15 protein-coding genes are annotated in these 18773 nt (G+C 63.5%); 9 read left to right on the top strand and 6 right to left on the bottom strand.

What is annotated here, in order from left to right:
* Positions 1–34 precede the first annotated feature (34 nt).
* Genes V2I30_RS14640 through V2I30_RS14650 form a run of 3 tightly spaced genes read left to right on the top strand, consistent with a single transcriptional unit; the run spans position 35 to position 2467 of the window.
* Entirely contained in the window at positions 35–811 is a 777-nt protein-coding gene (locus V2I30_RS14640; RefSeq protein ID WP_330662924.1) for a Crp/Fnr family transcriptional regulator, read from the top strand.
* On the top strand, positions 808–1686 hold the full coding sequence (locus tag V2I30_RS14645) for a sulfotransferase family protein (protein ID WP_330662925.1): 879 nt from the start codon (positions 808–810) through the stop codon (positions 1684–1686). The genes V2I30_RS14640 and V2I30_RS14645 overlap by 4 nt, the downstream gene beginning before the upstream one ends.
* A gap of 52 nt (positions 1687–1738) precedes the next feature.
* Positions 1739–2467 carry a Crp/Fnr family transcriptional regulator gene (locus V2I30_RS14650; protein WP_330662926.1) on the top strand — a complete coding sequence of 243 codons (729 nt, stop codon included), beginning with the start codon at positions 1739–1741 and terminating at the stop codon, positions 2465–2467.
* Between the two features lie 25 nt (positions 2468–2492).
* On the opposite strand, the gene V2I30_RS14655 is transcribed toward V2I30_RS14650, so the two are convergent.
* The 6 genes from V2I30_RS14655 to edd all read right to left on the bottom strand — a co-directional run bounded on the left by V2I30_RS14655 (position 2493) and on the right by edd (position 7238).
* Complete coding sequence (locus V2I30_RS14655; protein WP_330662927.1) at positions 2493–3077, bottom strand: urea carboxylase-associated family protein; 585 nt, start codon at positions 3075–3077, stop codon at positions 2493–2495.
* Positions 3074–3802 carry a guanitoxin biosynthesis heme-dependent pre-guanitoxin N-hydroxylase GntA gene (gntA, locus tag V2I30_RS14660; protein WP_442896943.1) on the bottom strand — a complete coding sequence of 243 codons (729 nt, stop codon included), beginning with the start codon at positions 3800–3802 and terminating at the stop codon, positions 3074–3076. Before gntA ends, V2I30_RS14655 begins: the two co-directional genes overlap by 4 nt.
* A gap of 55 nt (positions 3803–3857) precedes the next feature.
* Positions 3858–4133 (bottom strand): hypothetical protein, encoded by a 276-nt coding sequence (locus tag V2I30_RS14665; RefSeq protein ID WP_330662929.1) that lies wholly within the window; start codon positions 4131–4133, stop codon positions 3858–3860.
* 54 nt (positions 4134–4187) lie between these two features.
* Positions 4188–4619: a PA2169 family four-helix-bundle protein gene (locus V2I30_RS14670; RefSeq protein ID WP_330662930.1), complete on the bottom strand. Its 432-nt coding sequence runs from the start codon at positions 4617–4619 to the stop codon at positions 4188–4190.
* Between the two features lie 77 nt (positions 4620–4696).
* Positions 4697–5350, bottom strand: a complete 654-nt coding sequence (eda, locus tag V2I30_RS14675) for a bifunctional 4-hydroxy-2-oxoglutarate aldolase/2-dehydro-3-deoxy-phosphogluconate aldolase (RefSeq protein ID WP_330662931.1) — start codon at positions 5348–5350, stop codon at positions 4697–4699.
* Between the two features lie 73 nt (positions 5351–5423).
* Positions 5424–7238, bottom strand: a complete 1815-nt coding sequence (edd, locus tag V2I30_RS14680) for a phosphogluconate dehydratase (protein WP_330662932.1) — start codon at positions 7236–7238, stop codon at positions 5424–5426.
* Between the two features lie 295 nt (positions 7239–7533).
* Between edd and V2I30_RS14685 the strand changes: the two genes are divergently transcribed.
* The 6 genes from V2I30_RS14685 (at position 7534) to V2I30_RS14710 (ending at position 18762) form a co-directional block, all read left to right on the top strand.
* Complete coding sequence (locus tag V2I30_RS14685) at positions 7534–10509, top strand: TonB-dependent receptor domain-containing protein (protein ID WP_330662933.1); 2976 nt, start codon at positions 7534–7536, stop codon at positions 10507–10509.
* Between the two features lie 223 nt (positions 10510–10732).
* Positions 10733–11935, top strand: a complete 1203-nt coding sequence (locus tag V2I30_RS14690; RefSeq protein WP_330662934.1) for an acyl-CoA dehydrogenase family protein — start codon at positions 10733–10735, stop codon at positions 11933–11935.
* 24 nt (positions 11936–11959) lie between these two features.
* A complete protein-coding gene (locus tag V2I30_RS14695; protein ID WP_330662935.1) occupies positions 11960–13099 on the top strand; it encodes an acyl-CoA dehydrogenase family protein in 1140 nt (379 codons plus the stop codon).
* 398 nt (positions 13100–13497) lie between these two features.
* Complete coding sequence (locus V2I30_RS14700) at positions 13498–14850, top strand: multiheme c-type cytochrome (RefSeq protein ID WP_442896944.1); 1353 nt, start codon at positions 13498–13500, stop codon at positions 14848–14850.
* A 41-nt stretch (positions 14851–14891) separates the two neighbouring features.
* Complete coding sequence (locus V2I30_RS14705) at positions 14892–16811, top strand: heme-binding protein (RefSeq protein WP_330662973.1); 1920 nt, start codon at positions 14892–14894, stop codon at positions 16809–16811.
* 4 nt (positions 16812–16815) lie between these two features.
* A complete protein-coding gene (locus tag V2I30_RS14710) occupies positions 16816–18762 on the top strand; it encodes a hypothetical protein (RefSeq protein WP_330662937.1) in 1947 nt (648 codons plus the stop codon).
* Positions 18763–18773: the final 11 nt, after the last annotated feature.

Below are 18773 nucleotides of genomic sequence, written 5' to 3' on the forward strand. Positions count from 1 at the left end.
CTGCTAGTGCGATTTCCAGATCAAAGGGGAAGACATGCGCAAATCTGCGAATGCCAACGAAGAATTGACGCGATACCCGCACACCGGACGTTTCCTGCTCGGACGGCTGCGCCGGGGAATGGGCGACCGCGAGAAACGGATCCTCGAAAACGCGATCACCGAAACCGAGACGATCACAGAGCCGCGTCGCATCGTGCACCGTGGAAAGGTCTACGATCGTTCGAGCATGCTTATCGAAGGTTTCGTTCTGCGCACGCTGGACGGGCCCGAGCAGCGTTACGGCGTGAGCTTTCATGTGCCGGGCGATTTCGTCGATCTGCATTGTTTCGCACTCAAGCGGCTCGATCACAATATCGATACGATCGGATCGGTCACTTTGGGCTATGTGCCGCATGACCGCCTGGCCGAAATCATGCGCGATGAGCCTCACCTTGCGCGGCTTTTCTGGTTCTCGACGCTGCTCGATGCGGCGATGCACCGCGAATGGGTTATGAAGCTCGAACAGCTGACTGCGCCGCGCCGGCTCGCGCATATTTTTGCCGAGATCTGGCGGCGGCTGGAAATGGTGGGGTTGGGCGATGCGGGCGGGTTCGATACCCCGCTGACCCAGTCGGATCTTGCCGAAATGTCGGGCTCGACTACGATCCATGCGAACCGCGCAATCAAGGAACTGCGCGAGCGCGGTATTGCCGAGATGACGCGCGGGCGGATCGATATTCCCGACCGCGACGCGTTGGAGGCGTTTGCGAAGTTCGAGCCCGATTATCTCTACGGCGAAGGCACGTTGGCACATCGCGAGGGCCCGGAATGAATGCATTCCCAGTGCGGGCCAGGCATCGCTATATCTTCATCGCGGGGCTCCATCGCACGGGGACCAGCCTCATCGCGCGGGTTATCGGCTCTCACCGCGACGTCGCCGCGATAGAAGGGGCGCCCGTTCCCGAGAACGAGGGGTGCTACCTGCAAGGGGCAATACCGCATACGGCGAAGGATGGCATTCCGGGCGCCTACGCCCTCGACCCGGCGCAGCACCGGACCGAGACCGATCCGCTCAATACGCTTGCCACCAAGGAGCGGCTAGAGGCTGAATGGGGCGTCTGGTTCGATCCGGCGAAATCCTGGCGGGTCGAAAAGTCACCGGTCAATCTGACGCGCATGCGGTTGCTTCAAGCGCTGTTCCCGCTCGCGCAGTTCATCGTCGTGACCCGCCATCCGCTGTTCATGGCGCAGGCGCTGCAAAAATGGTCGGACGACAGCGCCGTGAACCTCGCGCGCTACGGGGCCCGGGCCTACCGCTTGATGCTGGATGACCTCGACTATCTGCACGCGGCGATGGTCGTGCGCTACGAAGATTTCGTGGCTCGTCCGGACGCCCACACCCGTGCTTTCGAAGCCTTTTTGGGGGTCGACCAGGGCATGGAAGCGGGCGAGGTGCGCGACGGGAATACGGATTATAAGATCGGCACGAGTCCGCAGGGTGAGGTGCCCCGCCTCGGATATGATGGCGACGGAACGGCGCAGCCCATCGATACCGTCGTGCGCCATCCCTTGCGCGCGGTACGTGAGGCAACACTTGCCGCGCTAAGAGCGAACCGCCCTACTAATGGAACCGTTCACCGAAGCTCTTCGGCGAAAAACAATAATGAAACAACATTTGTCAGTTTAAGTGGCGGCGAAGGCATGTAGCCCCGCCTCGATGTCTAGAGGATCGGATGAAATAAGAGACGGCGAGTATCCGATGACCGGGAATTTCCTGGCCGGCCGGCTACGCCATCATCTAAGCAAGGACGATCTGCGCAATGTCGAGAAACTGGTCTCCGAACAGCGCTCGCTCAGCGGGGGCGAGGTTCTCGTCGCGCGCGGCGAACGGGTGGCACATAGTGCGATCCTCGTCGACGGCTTCATGTTCCGCACCATCTGCAAGGACGATCGGCGCTTTATCGTCGGGGTTCACGTGCCGGGCGATTTCGTTGATCTGCACGGCTTTGCCTTGAAATCGCTCGACCACAACCTCGTCTCGGTGGGCGCAACACGGATCGGCGTTGTGCCGCACGATCGCCTGACGAATACCATGCGCGAGCGACCGGGCCTTGCACGGGCGATGTGGTTTGCCACCCTGCTCGACGCGGCAATTCATCGAAAATGGATACAAATGCTCGAACGCCTCGACGCACCGCGGCGGATTGCGCATATCTATTGCGAGCTGCAGACGCGATTGGGCCTCGTCGGCAGAGCGGTGCCCCGTGCATTGCGGGCCCCGTTCACACAGCTCGATCTGGGCGACATGTGCGGGGTCAGCGCGGTTCATGCCAACCGCGCCGTCAGCAAGCTGCGCGAGATCGAGCTTGCCGAAATACGCCGCGGCACGCTGTATACGCGGGACTGGGATGCGCTCAGAAAATATGCGCAATTCGATCCGAGCTATCTTTACGGCGACGGCCCGCTAAAGCTTGGCGAGGGGTGGTGACGGGCCTCAAGCGCCAACCGGCAGATCACGCTTTCGAGACAGCGTAGTCGATCGGCTTGAAGCTGCCCCCGTTGGAGGCATAGGCGGAGCAGGCGGTCAGGCCGATGACCAGGTCCATCTCTGCGCGCATCACGACCGCGTCGCCGGCGCGGCTGGTCGGCGGATCGACACGGAGCGCGCCGCTGGCGGCGTCGACCGGCACATTCATGAAGATGTTGAAGGCGGTGGGAATGGCGTCCGGGACGACGCCGTAAGGTTCCAGCGCTTCTGCAAGATTGCCGAAACAGCCGCGATGCATTGGTTTGTCCGGGTAGAAGTGCCGAAAGGTCGCCCTGCTGCACGGGGTCAGCAGGAAATCGTGACGGCCGACATCGTCTTCGACTATGGTCAGCATCGGGTTCGATCGGTTCGACCAAAGGCGGTGGCCCGCGGTCAGATTGATCGTCTCCTCGTAGTCGAAGGTGCGCCCGTTCGAAATCACCTCCCCTACGTCTTTCGCATTGAAGGCCAGCATATCGGAAACCTGTCCGCCTTTCGGATCAGCAACCGTCAAGAGCTCGCCTTTCGCCAAAGTGAAAGCCGTGCCGCTGCGTGGTTCGATCCGGTTCATGCGTAAGGATTTTCCTTTCCGTCATCCGCGCGCGTATCGGTGAAGGGACATTGCCAGTCGTTGCCCACCGCGCGGCCGCTATATTGCCGGGCTTCGCTGACTTCGCCATGGCGCGCCAGCATTGGATTGACCGATCCGGCCAGCGCTTCGTCGCGGGCAAGGATGGCGGCGCGCATTTTTTCGTATCTGTTGTCCGCCCGCAATTTCTCGAACTGATCGTGCAGGTTGAAGACCAGTGTCGGTCGCGGCGCGCGTCGGGCGGGGCGCGAGGCGTTCGGATGCAGGCCGACGACGAAATAAGCCTCACCCCCAAAGCTCAACGAGAAATGCGGGTTTGCTGGGTCGGCGCTGACCCGCGCGTCGTAATCCTGTCCGCGCCAGGCATCCTTGTCCGCGAGCGACTGAATTCGCGTCCACATCGCTTCCTCGAACTTCTCTTCGCCAAGATCGCCGGGCCCATCGAACGCAACAACGAAGGAGCGTAACCCGCTGTCATCGGCGGCATAAGCGCGGCTCCATTCAAGCAGGCGATCGTGAATCCGAAGATCGTCCCAACCACTTGTCAGCGACCAGGCGCACTCGATATGAAGACCGCCGCGGGCGAGCGCGGATTTCGCACCGACACAGGGGAAGTCGGTCGCCCGGATATGGTCTTCGATCTCACGCTGCATCCGCGTCTTGTCGAGCGCGATCAGCGGGTCCTCGGTGGTGGTTTTGGGGCACATCGTCATGCACGAGGAAACGGTCGCTATCGGACAGTATGGCCTGATTTGATCTTTGTTATTGGGTGGTTGCGGCCGTTTTCGAAATGATTTGCTGGCGCGTTGGATCGAGGAGGTAACGCCACACTCCCCAAGCGTTGATCAGCAGCAAGACGCCGTTCATGATCGCGATCGGCATCGCGTTCTCGACGAAGCCCGATATTATCCAAAGGATAGAGACAACGCTGAAGAGGACAAAGCCCCACCCGGTCACTTTGCGCGATAGGTCGATCGCGATGAGAGTCGCGGCGAGGATCGTGCCGATCGACGCCGCCCATTCCAGCGGACCATTCACGCCGACACTCCGCCGGAGCGCGGGATTGCGTAGTCGTCTATTTGGCTGCTCATGTCAGGCGTCGAGATCCGCGAGCAGCTGGCCGGCGAAGAACTCGCCGCGCGCAACCTCTTCGAGCGCCATCGCCAGCGCTTCGCGTTCGGGCGGCGACAAATCATCGTCTTCGAGCGCTTCCTCGATGCGTTCCTTGAGATAGTCTTCGCCTTCCTCGACACGGTCGGCGATCGCCTCGTCGCCATCGTCGAAGCCGGCGGTAACCCAGGACCATAATTCGTGCAGGGTGCCGAGCGCCGAGCCGCTCTCGACCGGTTCCTCGCCCAGATCGGTAAGCGCCGTGTTCAACCGCTCGAACGTTTCTTCGCGCTTGGCGAGGCGGATGGCGAAAATCTCGGCCAGGCGCGGATTCTCCGCCTTCTCCACCGCTGCCCGGTAGCCTTCTATCGAATCGTGCACATGGCGCGCACATTCTGTGAGCCAAGATATCATTCCGCGCGCTCCATCAGGGGTTTCAGACCACGATCAAACCCCGCCGCAACGCGCGCAGCGCCTTAACCAACAAATATTTAGGTGGTGGCCTGCGCTCCTGCATCGAGAGCGGCGGCGGCCTGCGCGCTAGCCTTGATATCTTCGGGTGAGGCGCCCTCGTGCACCAGCCAGGTGCCTCCGACGCACAGCACAGTATCGAGCGCCAGCCAATCGGAGGCGTTGGCCTCGGTAATGCCGCCGGTGGGGCAGAAGCGGCACTGCGCAAACGGCCCGGTAAGCGCCTTCAGCGCCGGAACGCCGCCCGCCGCCATCGCCGGAAAGAACTTGAAGTGCGACAGCCCGAGGTCGAGCCCGCGCATGATGTCGCCGGCCGTGGCGATGCCCGGCAGGAAAGGTAGTCCCGATTGCAGCGCCGCTTCGCCGAGGTTGTGCGTTAGCCCGGGCGAGACGATGAATTCTGCGCCGGCGGCAAGGGCCTCGTCGAGCTCGCGCGGATTGGCGACGGTGCCTGCGCCGACGATGGCTCCCGGCACAAGGTTCATGCGCTTGATCGCTTCCAGCGCATCGGGCGTGCGGAGCGTCACTTCGAGCACTCTGAGCCCCCCTTCGACGAGCGCCTCGGCCTGTTCGCGCGCGCGGCCGATATCATGCACCACGAGGACGGGAATGACCGGCGCGGTGAGCATGATGCGCTCGATCTCGCTGGGCTGAAACGCCTGTGTATCGCTCATTGTCGTACTCCGTAATGCTGTAAGAAGGCGTGGGCCTCGCCGCGTCCGGCGATGGTTCGGGTTCGCTGCAAACTCAAAGGCCGGCGGATGCGAGCATCGCGCTGCCGCCCTTTTCCGCTTCGTCGGCCAGCGCGCGAAACATGGCGAACAGTTCGCGTCCGGTGCCGAAGGCGGGTGCGGGGTCGGGGGCGGGCTCGCGGGCGGCAAGGTCGGCCTTGGTCGACAGGGTGCCGCTCGCCGCGCACACGCGCACAACGTCGTCATCGCGCAGGCGGGCGAGCGGGCCGCCGCCGAAGGCTTCGGGTGAGCAGTGGATCGCAGCGGGCACCTTGCCGCTCGCCCCGGACATGCGCCCATCGGTGACCAGCGCGACGCGGTGGCCGCGATCCTGCAAAACACCCAAGAGCGGGGTGAGGCTGTGCAGTTCCGGCATCCCGTTAGCGCGCGGCCCCTGAAAACGGACCACGACCACGACGTCGCGGTCGAGCTCGCCCGCCCTGAATGCCTCGGCCACCGCGCCCTGTGCCTCGAAGACGCGCGCGCGCGCCTCGATCGTCCATCGCTCGCGCGTCACCGCCGAGGACTTGAAGCAGGCGCGTCCCAAATTGCCCTCGACGAGGCGCATTCCGCCATCGGCCTGGAACGGATCGCTGGCCGGGCGCAGCATTTCGGCATCGCCCGTCTCGCCGATGTCGCGCCATGCGAGCTCGCCCTCGTCGAGCCAGGGTTCGCGCGCGTGGTCGGCCAGCCCGCGCTGATCGCCAACGCCCGGCACGTCGCCATGCGCGAGCCCTGCAGCGATAAGCTCGCGAATGACGAAGCCCATGCCGCCCGCATCGTGGAAATGGTTCACATCTCCCGACCCGTTGGGATAGACCCGTGCGAGCAGCGGAACGACACTCGAAAGTTCGGCGAGATCGTCCCAGTCGATCGCAATTCCCGCGGCTCTGGCGAAGGCGGGGATGTGGATTGCGTGATTGGTCGATCCGCCGGTCGCGAGCAGGCCGACCGCGGCGTTGACGATCGCCTTTTCATCGACACAGTGGCCGAGCGGGCGATAATCATTGCCGCCGCGCCCCATCGCGCCCGCGCGGTGAACCGCCGCCCGGTCGAGCGCCTGGCGGATCTTCGTGCCCGGCTGGAAAAACGCCGCGCCCGGCACATGCAGGCCCATCATTTCCATCATCATCTGGTTCGAATTCGCCGTGCCGTAGAACGTGCAGGTGCCGGGCGAGTGGTAGGAGCCGAGTTCGCTTTCGAGCAGTTCCTCGCGGCTCGCCTTGCCCTCGGCATAGAGTTGACGGACATGCTGTTTCTGCTTGTTCGAAACGCCGGAAGGCATCGGTCCGCTCGGCACGAAGACGCCCGGAAGATGGCCGAAGCGCAAGGCGCCGATCAGCAGGCCCGGCACAATCTTGTCGCATATTCCGAGGAGCAGCATGCCGTCATACATTGCGTGGCTGAGCGCTACACTGGTCGCCATTGCGATCGCGTCGCGGCTGAAGAGCGAGAGCTCCATTCCCGTCTCGCCCTGCGTCACCCCGTCGCACATCGCCGGTGTGCCACCTGCAACCTGTGCCGTCGCGCCGACCTCGCGTGCATAGATTTTCAGGCGTTCGGGATAGCGGCCATAGGGCTGATGCGCGGACAGCATGTCGTTGTAGCTGGTGACCACCGCGAGGTTGGGGCCAGCCATGCGCTTCAGCGCTTCCTGATCCTCGAGCGCACCGGCAAAGGCATGGGCGAGGTTCGAACAGGCGACCTGCGAACGCTCTGGCTGGTTGTCCGCCTCGCGCGCGATCAGATCGAGATAGGCGCGGCGGCTCTTGCGCGAACGTTCAACGATGCGCTGCGTGACCTTTTCGATCACCGGGTGAAGCTCGCTCATATCCGTCCTTCCGCCTCGCCAGACCGGGCACCGCCTTAACCCGCCCGCGCGCCGCTTTCCATGCCCGTTTGAAAGCGGCAGGGAAGGGCGCGCGCGCATGGGTTGCCGCGGCCCGGCATCGGCGTCGGACGAAAAGCGCGAAAGGCCACTTGCAATAAAACCGTCATAAGCGCAGGTTTCGACCTGGTCCGGGAGGGGATCGCCACGGATTATGCCACTTGTCAGACCAAAGGGTCGGCAGGCGGTGCGGCTTTCGACCTTCTCTTTCCGGACAAGAAAACTTTCGGGAGAGAACATGAAAACACGTCTGACCAGCTCGATCGCCCGCAGCGCATTGTGCATCGCTTTGCTGAGCGCACCCGCCGCCGCCTTCGCCCAGTCCGAGGTCACGACCGCAGGGTCCGAGCCGAGTGCGCGCGACAACCAGATCATCGTCACCGGCTCGCTTATCCGCGGCACGCCCGAAGACGCCGCGCTCCCGGTCGACGTATTCACCGCCGAAGATCTGCGCCAACAGGGCGTCGACAGCCCGCTCGAATTCATCAAGGACCTGCCCTCGGTCGGCGCGGTGCTTGGCGATACCAACCAGTTTTCCACCGCCGCGCAAGGGTTCCGCGGCCTCGGTTCGATCAACCTTCGCGGCCTCGGCGCAACCCGGACGCTGACATTGCTCAACGGCAAGCGCACCATCAATGCGCCCGGTGAAGGCTTTGCCGACACGCAGCTCATGCCGCTGTTCGCGCTGGAGCGGATCGAGATCCTCAAGGACGGCGCCGGCTCGACCTACGGTTCGGATGCGATCGCCGGTGTGGCCAACTTCATCACCCGCAGCGATTTCGTCGGTGTCGAGCTTGCCGGCAATTACAACTTCATACCCGGCTCCGACGGCGATTTTCAGGTCAGCGCGCTGACCGGCTTCGAATTCGGCGATGCCAACCTGGTGCTGGGCGCCGGGTGGCAGCAACGCTCCGAATTGCCGACCACCGAGCGCGATTTCGTCAACCTGCCGTTCGAAGTGAACCCCTCGCGCTTCTCCGCGCTGTCGACACCGGGCCTGTTCGCCGTCACCTATCTCGACGCCGCGACCGGCGATCTCGACACGCAGGTCCGCCCCGACGTCGGGTGCGAAGCGCTGGGCGGGTTTCAGGACGGGGCGCTGTGCCGGTTCTCCTTCGTGCCGTTCAACAACCTCATTGAGGATACGGACCGCTTCCAGGTTTATGGCGAGTTTAACGTCGATCTGAGCGATCGGGCACGCTTTCATCTCGATGGATTGTGGGCGCGCACCGAACTTTTGTCGTTCAACCAGTCGCCGGCCTTCCCGCCAACGCAAGGGCCGCGCGGTTCGGGCTTCCTCAACGCTTTCTCCACCTCGCCGGCCAATCCCGGCCTAGTCCCTTTCCTCGACCAGGTCGGCCTGCCACAATCCACTCCGGAAAATCCGATCGTCGCCGTTACCAACGTGCTCTTCCGGCCGTTCGGCTATCTCGGCAATCCGCTCAACCCCGACGAAAGCCGAGGCGCCAGCGAAGGCGCGGCGGTCAATGACGGCTGGCGCGTGAGCGGCGGGCTTGAATTCGATGTCGGCGAGGCCTTGGTGCTCAATGTCGACGGGACGTTCTGGGAGGCGAAGCGATTCCAGACCTCGCAAGGCATTGTCGGCTCGCGACTTCAGGCGGCGCTCAGTGGCTTCGGCGGGCCGAATTGCACGGGCGACGTGCCGGGGCAGAACGGCTGCGAATTCTTCAATCCCTTCGCCAACGCCGGTCCGCGCAATCCGGCATTCGAGCTTGAAAATCCGTTCTTCGTGGTGGGCAACGAGAATAGCGAGGAGCTCGTCAATTTTATCCAAATCCCCAACGGCATCCGCGAGGACGAATCGCAATTTATCGCCGATATTGTCCTCTCGGGCGAAACCGGGATCGAACTGGGCGGCGGCCCGCTCGCTTTCGCGGTGGGTGCGCAATATCGCCAGAACGATTTCCGTCAGAACCCGATCAACGAGGAATCGGACGCACTGCGAAATCCGTGCTTTATCGAAGGCGACACGAGCTGCGTCGGCACGTCTACCGAGGGGGTCGGCCCGTTCATCTTCCTCGGCGTGTTCCGCCCGGTGGCCGTCGAACAGAGCGTCTACGCCGTCTTCGCCGAACTGGCAGCGCCGCTGACCGACCGGCTGGAGGTGAGCGCGGCGGCACGGTTCGAGGATTATGGCGGGACGATCGGTTCGACCTTCAACCCCAAGGGATCGATCCGTTTCGAGGCGACCGACTGGGTAACCTTGCGCGGTTCGATCGGCACCACCTTCCGCGGCCCGCTCGCCAGCAACGTCGCCGATAACAGCACCACCGCTTTGCAGGGCTTCACCGCGGCGGGCGGCAACTTCAAGTCGCTCGACATCTTCGGCAATCCCGACGATCTCGGACCTGAAACCGCGCTCACATACAATGTCGGCGCGATCTTCAGTACCGGGTTCGGCGATTTGAATGTCACCTTCTCCGCCGACTACTGGGCTATCCTGCTGGAAGATCAGATCACCACGACGCCGGGTGAGGCGATCGCCAACCTGGTCGGCAACGGGCAGACCACCGGTACCCAACCGGTCGACTGTTCGAGCCCGCTGGTGAACCTCGTCACCTTCTCCGGCAATCAGTGCATACAGGGAGAGACCACCGGCATCGACATCAGCCGCGTGCGGACCGATTTCGTGAACGGGCCCGATGTCGACATCGCGGGACTGGACTTCGCGCTGAACGTCGATCTTCCTGTTACCAACGATGTGCTGCTCTCCTTCGGCGGCAATGCAGTTTACAATCTCGAATACGAATTCGACGATTTCGAGCTGCAGGGCGTGATCGTGCAGGAAAGCTACGATGCGGTGGGTTTTGGCAATTACTTCCGCGATCCCAACACGTTGCCCGAATGGCGCGCCAACGGCTTCGTCAACGTGAATTTCGAGCCGGTCAATATCCGCTACGACGTCACCCATATCGACGGGGTGACCGACGATCGCTGCATCGGGGTCGAGGTCTGCTTCCAGACCTCGCAGGGCCCGACCGATTTCGGCATTGAGAGCGGCTCCTACACGCAGCACGACATCGCAGTGACCATCGATCTCGACATCCGCGGGGCGGAGGTCCAGTTGCAGGGCGCGGTCGAGAACTTCACCGACGAGGAACCAGCCGAAGCGCAGCTGCCGCTGGGCTTCAATCCGTTCATCGGCAACGCTATCGGGCGCAATTACCGCGTCTCGCTGCGCACGCGGTTCTGACCGGACAGTAGCGGTCATCATGCCGGCCGGGCCCTCAGTGCGAATGGGCCCGGCCGCCATGCCGTAACGGCAAGGTCGTTGTCGCGCCGCTCATAGGCCGCATCGCACTTGATTGCGGGGCAACCCGGCTTGCATAAATGCGAGCAAAAGCACTTTGCGCGATGGCGTTCGGCGTGGCAGGAATGCGCACCGAAACGCCGCTCTCATTGGAGGTCACCCGCCCATGAACCTGGAATTCACGCCCGAGGAAATCGCCTTTCGCGAAGAAGTTCGAACCTTCATCGAAGAGAACCACCCCAAGCATCTCGAAGGCATGGGCAACCGCGAGGACATGTCGCCCGAAGACATGACCGCCTGGCACAAAATCCTTGGCAAGAAGGGCTGGTCGGCGCCTGCCTGGCCGGTCGAATATGGCGGCACGGGGTGGAGCCCGACCCAGCGTTACATCTGGTCCGAAGAGAATGCCCGTGTCGGCACTTTTATGCCGCTGCCTTTTGGTATCTCGATGGTCGGCCCGGTGATCTACACTTTCGGCAATGACGAGCAGAAGCAACGACACCTGCCCGGCATCCTGTCCGGCGATGTCTGGTGGTGCCAGGGCTATTCGGAGCCGGGCGCCGGCTCGGACCTAGCGAGCCTGAAAACCACGGCCGTTCGCGACGGTGATCATTACGTCGTCAATGGCCAGAAGACCTGGACGACGCTTGCGCAATATGCCGATTGGGGCTTCTTCCTGTGCCGGACCGATCCGGATGCGGAAAAGCCGCAGCAGGGGATCAGCTTTCTCCTCATCGACATGAACACGCCGGGCGTCGAAGTGAAGCCCATCAAGCTCATCGACGGCGGCTACGAGGTCAACGAGACCTGGCTTACCGACGTGCGCGTGCCGGTCGAAAATCTTGTCGGCGAAGAGAATATGGGCTGGACCTATGCCAAGTTCCTGCTCGCGCACGAACGCAGTGGGATCGCGGGCGTCGCGCGCTCGAAGCGCGGGATCGAGAAGCTGCGCGACATTGCCCGCAGCGAAACCGTTGGCGGCGAGCCGCTGATCGAGGACGAGGCTTTCGCGCGCAAGGTCAGCCAGCTCGAGATCGACCTGGCCGCGCTCGAAATGACCGAACTGCGGACATTGGCCGGCGAACAGGCGGGCAAGGGGCCGGGGCCGGAAAGCTCGATCCTCAAGATCAAGGGCACCGAAATCCAGCAGCGGCTGACCGAGCTTACGCTCGAGGCGGTCGGCAGCTACGGCACGCCGATGTATGGCAGCATCGCCGATGCGCAGCTGGGCTCGAACGAATATCCGATCGGCCCCGACTACGCGCCGCATTCCGCGGCGACCTATTTCAACATGCGCAAGACCTCGATCTATGGCGGATCGAACGAGATCCAGCGCAACATCATAACGAAAATGATTCTCGGCCTTTAAAAGCTCGAGCGGGAGAGAGAAGACGTGGACTTCAATTTCACCGAAGAACAGGAGATGGTGCGCGATGGCCTGTCGCGGCTGGTGCGCGAGGAATATGGCGCGGAGACCCGCCGGGAAGTGATCGCGGGCGATGCCGGCTGGCGTCCCGAAATCTGGGCGCAGCTTGCCGAGCTCGGCATTCTCGGCATGCCTTTCAGCGAGGAGGATGGCGGCTTTGGCGGCGGCGCGGTCGACGCGATGGTTGTGATGGAGGAGTTCGGCAAGGGGCTGGTGGTCGAACCTTTCGTGCCGACAGTCGTTTGCGCCGGCGGCTTCTTCAAACATGCCGGGAGCGCGGCGCAGAAGGACGAGCATATCGGCGCGATCGTCTCGGGCGAGCGGGTTTACGCCTTTGCCTATGCCGAACCGCAGGGGCGCTACGACTATGCCGACCTTCAGACAACGGCGAAGAAAGACGGCGAAGGATATGTCCTGAACGGTCACAAGGCCGTGGTGATCGGCGCGCCGTGGGCGAGCCACCTCGTCGTCACCGCGCGCACTTCGGGCGAGAGGCGCGACCGGGACGGCGTTTCCGTTTTGGTGGTCGACAAATCGGCGGACGGGGTCGTCACTCGCGATTATTCGACGGTCGACGGACGGCGCGCTTCGGAGGTCTACTTCGAGAATGTGAGCGTGCCGGCCGACGCGCTCATCGGCGAAGAGGGCGGGGCGCTACCCCTGATCGAGCGCGTCACCGACGAAGCCATCGCCGCGCAATGCGCCGAGGCATGCGGAGCGATGAAGGTCGCCAATGCGATGACGCTCGAATATTCCAAGCAGCGCAAGCAGTTCGGCGTACCGATCGGCTCGTTCCAGGTGCTCCAGCATCGCATGGTCGATATGTATACCGAGTATGAAAGCTCGGTCTCGATGACCTATCTCGCAACCCTACGGCTCGACGCCGACGAACGCGCACGCAAGCTCGCCGTCTCCGCCGCCAAGGTCCGGGTCGGGCAGGCGGCGCATATGGTCGGACAGGAAGCGATCCAGATCCATGGCGGCAACGGCATGACCGACGAGTATGCAATCGGCCATTACTTCAAACGATTGACCATCTTCGACAGCGAGTTCGGCAATGTCGCGCATCATATGAAGCGGCATATCGCCCTGTCAGCAAACCGCTGAGCGAAGCAATGGGCGGGCGGGCTGCGCGGCATAGTTCGGCAACTCGCCCCAAAAAACTCGCATTGAAGGTTGCATCGCGCGGCGAAGATTGGAAGAACGCGCGCTTGAGGGAAGTCAGGGATCGTCGGGAGTCGGCGCAGGCCGCGCCGTTTTGACGGGACCATACAAGCTTTGCCGGTCGAAATTCGCCATGGAATAGGCGACGTGTCGTTCGGGAAAAGCCGGGATCAGCGCGAGAGGCAAGACTTGCGCGCCGGCTTCGAAAAGGCAAAGCTAAAGCATCTCGTGGGGGGTATGAGATGGCGTTTGAAAAGCCGATTTGGGGGATTATCGCGTCCCCTTATCGTGACGGGTCGCAGGCGGACCGACCGGGTCGCAGCCTGCTGCGCAGTGTCCGAATGCGCCTTCGCCAGTCCGCTATACTTCGCATCGTCGCGGCGGTTGGCCTCGTCGCCGCCTATCCCGCCGCCACCGCTTCGGGCAACGCCACCTTCGAAGGCGTCGCCAGCTGTGCTGGATCGACCTGTCACGGCCGGGCCGAAGGCAATGGCGCGATCGTCAGGCAGGACGAGATCGCCACCTGGCAGGAGCCTTCTTCGGCCAGCGGCGCTCATAGCCGCGCCTATGCCGTACTCACCGGCCGCCGCGGACAGCAGATCACCCGCACCCTTGGCCTAGGCGATGCGACGCGGGCGGAAGAATGCCTCGGCTGCCACGCCACCTATGTGCCGACATCGCAGCGCGGCGCCCGGTTCCAGCTTTCCGACGGGGTCGGCTGCGAAAGCTGCCACGGTGCAGCGGATGGGTGGCTTGCCACGCATTATGCGCGCCCTGCAACGCATGCCTCCAACGTCGCTGATGGACTGATTCCGCTAGAGATCCCGGATGTGCGCGCGAATGTCTGTCTCGATTGCCATTACGGCTCGACCAAGACCGGCCAGTTCGTCACCCATTCGATGATGGCGGCGGGCCATCCGCGCATCTCCTTCGAGCTCGACCTTTTCAGCGCGCTGCAGCAGCATCACGACATCGACGCCGATTATGCGCGTCGCAAGGGCCGGCCCGATCCGGTGCGGTTCTGGGCGGTGGGCCAGGCCGAGGCGGTGCGCCGCGCGACCGGGCTCTATTCGCAGCCGCGCTTCGCCATGGCCGGCGCGTTCCCGCAATATTACTTCTTCGATTGCCATTCGTGTCACCGCGAAATTCAGGATTCGGATCGGCGCCGTCTGACCTTCGAAGAGAATCCAGGCCGTCCGATTCCCTTCGGCAATGCGCCGTTCAACGACGAGAACATCATCATGCTGTCCGCCGTGGCTGGGGCGCTGGTTCCCGGGCGAGCTGACGAGTTCAAGCAGGCGAGCCGCGACTTCCACGCCAGCCTCGGTGGAAGCGGGGCCGACCCGCGCGAGACCGCGGCTGCCCTCTCGCGGCGGGCGGCGCAGTTGTCGGACGCGCTTGGCCAGCGCGCCTATGCCGATGCGGACGCATTCCGGATCATCGACATCATCGGCGACAATGCGACCCGTCCGCGCTTCACCGACTATTCGGGCTCGGTCCAGGCGGTGATGGCGATCGACACCTTGTTGAACGGCCTGGTCACCAATGGCCGCGTCACGCCCGGAGCGGCGGCGGGCATCCGTACCAGCATCAATCGCGCCTATGCTGCGGTCGAGGAGCCCAACGCCTATCGCCCCGACGATTTCCGCACCGCGCTAGCGAGCGCGCTCGCCTCGATCCGCAGGTTGCAATAATCGTGGCGGGGGGATGGAAAATTCTGCTGGCGGCGCCGTTGATGCTTCTCGCGGCCTGCGGCGGCGGGGACAGTCCGCCGCCCGCGCCGACCGGTGGCGGAGGCAATCCTCCGCCCACTCCGACACCGCCAACACCCCCTCCGACGACGGGCGAATTCTTCGCCTTTCCGGGGCAGGAAAACCTCTCGGTGGGCGATGTGCAGCAGGTCATCGCGCAGGCCGCCGCGCAGTCAAGCGCCATGGGCGAGGGCGCGACGATCGCGGTCGCCGACCGGGTCGGTAACATCCTCGCCGTCTACCGCACACCGGGAGCGCGCCTGACCGTGGGAATACCGCGCGCACCCAATGGCAACAATGCCGACATTCAGGGCATCGACGTGCCTTCCGAAGCTGCGGCGATCGCCAAGGCGGTGACCGGCGCCTACCTCTCGAGCGGCGGCAACGCCTTTTCGACCCGGGTCGCCTCGCAGATCATCCAGGAGCACTTCCCGCCCGCTCCAACGACAGTGGGGCTCGAAAGCGGGCCGCTTTTCGGCGTGCAGTTCAGCCAATTGCCGTGTTCGGACCTGTCGCGGCGGGCTTCGGACGGGATGATTGGTCCGCAGCGCTCGCCGCTCGGCCTTTCGGCGGACCCGGGCGGCTTTCCGCTCTACAAGAACGGCGTGCTCGTCGGCGGCGTCGGCGTAGCGGCGGACGACACCTACGGCTTCGACCCGAACATTCTCGACGTCGATCTCGATCTCGACGAGTTCATTGCGCTCGCCGGCACGGTCGGGTTCGAGGCGCCGATCGATATCCGCGCCAACCGCATTCTCGTAGACGGCACGTCGCTGCGCTTCACCGATGCGACCTATGGCGGCCTTACCGACGTCGCGGGCGCCGGCTTTGCGAATACGGCGGGATCGCTGCTCGCAGTGCGCGGATATTTCGACGGCTCGATCAGGGCAGGGACAATCTACGGCACGGAAAACTCGGGCATCCGGCCCTCTACCGCGTCCGAATTCGCCCTGCGCGACGCATTCGTCCTGTCCGACGGGACGGGCTCCATTCGCCACCCGGTGCGCGGCGGCACCGACGGCGGGGATATCGCCTCGCCGCTGACCGAAGGCGAAGCGCGCACCATTCTGGAGGAAGCCTTCACTGTGATGACCCGGGCGCGCGCGCAAATCCGCCGCCCGGTGGACAGCCGCGCGCAGGTGACCATCAGCCTGGTCGATACGCGCGGGCAGATCCTGGGCATCGTGCGGTCCCCCGATGCGCCGATCTTCGGCACCGATGTCAGCTTGCAAAAGGCGCGGACGGCCAATTTCTTCTCGGGCACCTTCGCGGCATCCGACATGTTGGCGGCTAATAACGAAGTGCCGCTGTTCGTCGGCCGCGTGCGCGAATTCCTGGGTGATCCCAACGCGCTGACCGGCGAGTTCGCGTTTGCCGATCGCTCGGGCGGTAATTTGTCGCGGCCCTACTTCCCCGATGGCGAGGTCGGCCTCCCGCACGGACCGCTATCGCGCCCGATCGAGCAGTTCAACGTCTTCTCGACCGGACTGCAATCCGCGCTCGTCGCCGGCAATCTCGCGCGCCATGTCGGGTTCGTCAGCGGATTGGTCGCCGAAGACACGCCGCGCTTTTGCGGAACCCTGCCTCAGATCACGCCCGGCGAAACCCGCGTCGACAACGGTTTCCAGATATTCCCCGGTTCGGTCCCCGTCTATCGCGGCGGGCAGCTCGTCGGCGGGATCGGCGTGTCCGGCGACGGGATCGATCAGGACGACATGATCAGCTTCCTCGGCCTGCACAATGCCGGCGTACGCACCGGCACGATCGGCAATGCCCCGCGCGAAATCCGGGCCGACCGGATCGTGGTCTCGGTGGGGACGCGCGACGTGCGCCTGCGCTACATCAATTGCCCCTTCGCGCCGTTCCTCGACGATCCGGCGCAAAATGTCTGCGAGGGGCTGTAGCGGTATGAGCGCTGTTCCCCTCATCCCGCTGGTGGTCCTTGCGCAGCCGGTGCAGGCCGAAGAGCCCGACCCCGTGGCGACGGCTGCGGGCGAGGTCGGGGACGAGGTCGGCGAGACGCAGGACGCCGAGGTTGAGGCGGATCGCAATCAGAGTATCGACCGCGAAGGGCTGAACGTGCGCGCGCGCGAAGAGGCGGAGGACCTCGACAACCAGATTCTCGAAGGCCGCGAGCGTCCCGGCTTCAATTCGCCGCTGCCCGAGCGGATTGAACAGGAGAACCCCGGCGCCGTGCGCGCGCCGCCACCGCAGGCCTTTTCGCCCGATCAGGTGCCGATCCCCGATCGCTGGCGGCTGATCGACAACGTGACCGACATCGACGGCACACCGGTGGTGCGCCATTCGATTCTCGATCCCTACAATCAGAACACCTACAAGGGCGATCGCCCGATCAATCCGGACAAGGTGCCGTGGCTGCCGATCACGGGCGACGATTGGTTCTTCGTCGTCAACGCAATCAGCGACACCGTGGTCGAACCGCGAACCTTTCCCATTCCCGTGGGCATCCAGACCACCGAGGACCCTGACCGGCTCGATGTGTTTGGCAACGATTTTTCGACCGTTCTCTCGCAGACCTTTATTCTCGGCGCAGCGCTCCTTAAGGGCTCGACCGCCTACAAGCCGCCGAGCGTCGAATATCGGCTGACCTTCGCCTACAATGTCAACTACGTGGATGTGCCCGAACGGCGCGTTCTGTTCGTGGAGCCTTCGCGCGACAGCGAGCGTCTCGATCAGTTCCTGGGCGTCCAGGAAGCCTTCGTCGATTATCACTTCACCCAGTTCGACCGCGACCGGTTCGACTTCATCTCGATCCGCGCCGGCATCCAGCCTTTCCAGGCTGATTTCCGTGGCTTTCTGTTCAACGATCAGCAGCTCGGCGTGCGACTGTTCGGCAATCGCGACAACAATCGCTTCCAGTTCAACCTCGGCGCCTTCTGGCGGCTCGAGAAGGACACCAATAGCGGCCTCAATTCGGTGGTGCAGAGCCCGCGCGATGATTTCGTCTTCATCGCCAATGTCTATCGCCAGGACTTCCTAATCCCGGCGCTGACCAGCCAGTTCACCCTCGCCTACAATCGCAATCGCGAGGCCGACGACGTCGAGATCGATGACAATGGCTTCCCCGTGCGCCCGGCGCTGCTGGGCGATCTGCGCGGGCGAGAATACGACGTGTTCTACCTGGGCTACAATGTCGACGGGCGCATCGGGCGCATCAATGTGACGGGCAGCGCCTATTGGGCGCTGGGAGAGGATCGCAACAACTTCTTCACCAGCGAACCGGCCGATATCGACGCGCAATTCGCCGCTGTCGAACTCAGTTACGACCGCGATTGGATCCGTTTCCGCCTTTCCGGTCTCTATCAAAGCGGCGACAGCGATCCCTACGACGACGAGGAAAACGGGTTCGACGCGATTTTCGAGAACCCGATCTTCGCGGGTGCGGACACCTCCTACTGGATTCGCCAGACAATCCCCTTTGCAGGCGGCGGGCGCGCGATCAACGTCAACAGCCGCAACGGTATCCTGAACAATCTGCGTCCGTCGAAGGAACAGGGGCAGTCGAACTTCAACAATCCGGGCCTGTGGCTGATCGGGGTAGGCGCGGATTTCGACCTCACCCCCGAAGTGCGCGTCAGCGCCAATGCCAATCACTTGTGGTTCGAAGACACCGCGACGCTCGAAGACCTGCGGATCGAAGGCTCGATTCCGTCGGACATCGGCTACGACGTGTCGGCCTCGGCGATCTGGCGGCCCAAGGCGAACCAGAACATTGTCTTCCGCCTGTCGGGCGCGGCGCTGTTGTCGGGGGCCGGTTTCGAGAACCTGTTCGATAATCTGGGTAGCGAGGGGAATTACTATTCGATCCTCGCCAATGTGACACTGACCTATTGATGGCTGAAAAG

The sequence above is a fragment of the Erythrobacter sp. genome (genome assembly GCF_036351135.1).
Taxonomy (GTDB): Bacteria; Pseudomonadota; Alphaproteobacteria; order Sphingomonadales; family Sphingomonadaceae; genus Erythrobacter.

Bases quoted from the DNA above. Each gene is read 5' to 3' on its own strand.
- V2I30_RS14640 (WP_330662924.1), top strand. From the start codon at position 35: ATGCGCAAATCTGCGAATGCCAACGAAGAATTGACGCGATACCCGCAC.
- V2I30_RS14645 (WP_330662925.1), top strand. From the start codon at position 808: ATGAATGCATTCCCAGTGCGGGCCAGGCATCGCTATATCTTCATCGCG.
- V2I30_RS14650 (WP_330662926.1), top strand. From the start codon at position 1,739: ATGACCGGGAATTTCCTGGCCGGCCGGCTACGCCATCATCTAAGCAAG.
- V2I30_RS14655 (WP_330662927.1), bottom strand. From the start codon at position 3,077: ATGAACCGGATCGAACCACGCAGCGGCACGGCTTTCACTTTGGCGAAA.
- gntA (WP_442896943.1), bottom strand. From the start codon at position 3,802: ATGTGCCCCAAAACCACCACCGAGGACCCGCTGATCGCGCTCGACAAG.
- V2I30_RS14670 (WP_330662930.1), bottom strand. From the start codon at position 4,619: ATGATATCTTGGCTCACAGAATGTGCGCGCCATGTGCACGATTCGATA.
- eda (WP_330662931.1), bottom strand. From the start codon at position 5,350: ATGAGCGATACACAGGCGTTTCAGCCCAGCGAGATCGAGCGCATCATG.
- edd (WP_330662932.1), bottom strand. From the start codon at position 7,238: ATGAGCGAGCTTCACCCGGTGATCGAAAAGGTCACGCAGCGCATCGTT.
- V2I30_RS14685 (WP_330662933.1), top strand. From the start codon at position 7,534: ATGAAAACACGTCTGACCAGCTCGATCGCCCGCAGCGCATTGTGCATC.
- V2I30_RS14690 (WP_330662934.1), top strand. From the start codon at position 10,733: ATGAACCTGGAATTCACGCCCGAGGAAATCGCCTTTCGCGAAGAAGTT.
- V2I30_RS14700 (WP_442896944.1), top strand. From the start codon at position 13,498: ATGCGCCTTCGCCAGTCCGCTATACTTCGCATCGTCGCGGCGGTTGGC.
- V2I30_RS14705 (WP_330662973.1), top strand. From the start codon at position 14,892: ATGCTTCTCGCGGCCTGCGGCGGCGGGGACAGTCCGCCGCCCGCGCCG.
- V2I30_RS14710 (WP_330662937.1), top strand. From the start codon at position 16,816: ATGAGCGCTGTTCCCCTCATCCCGCTGGTGGTCCTTGCGCAGCCGGTG.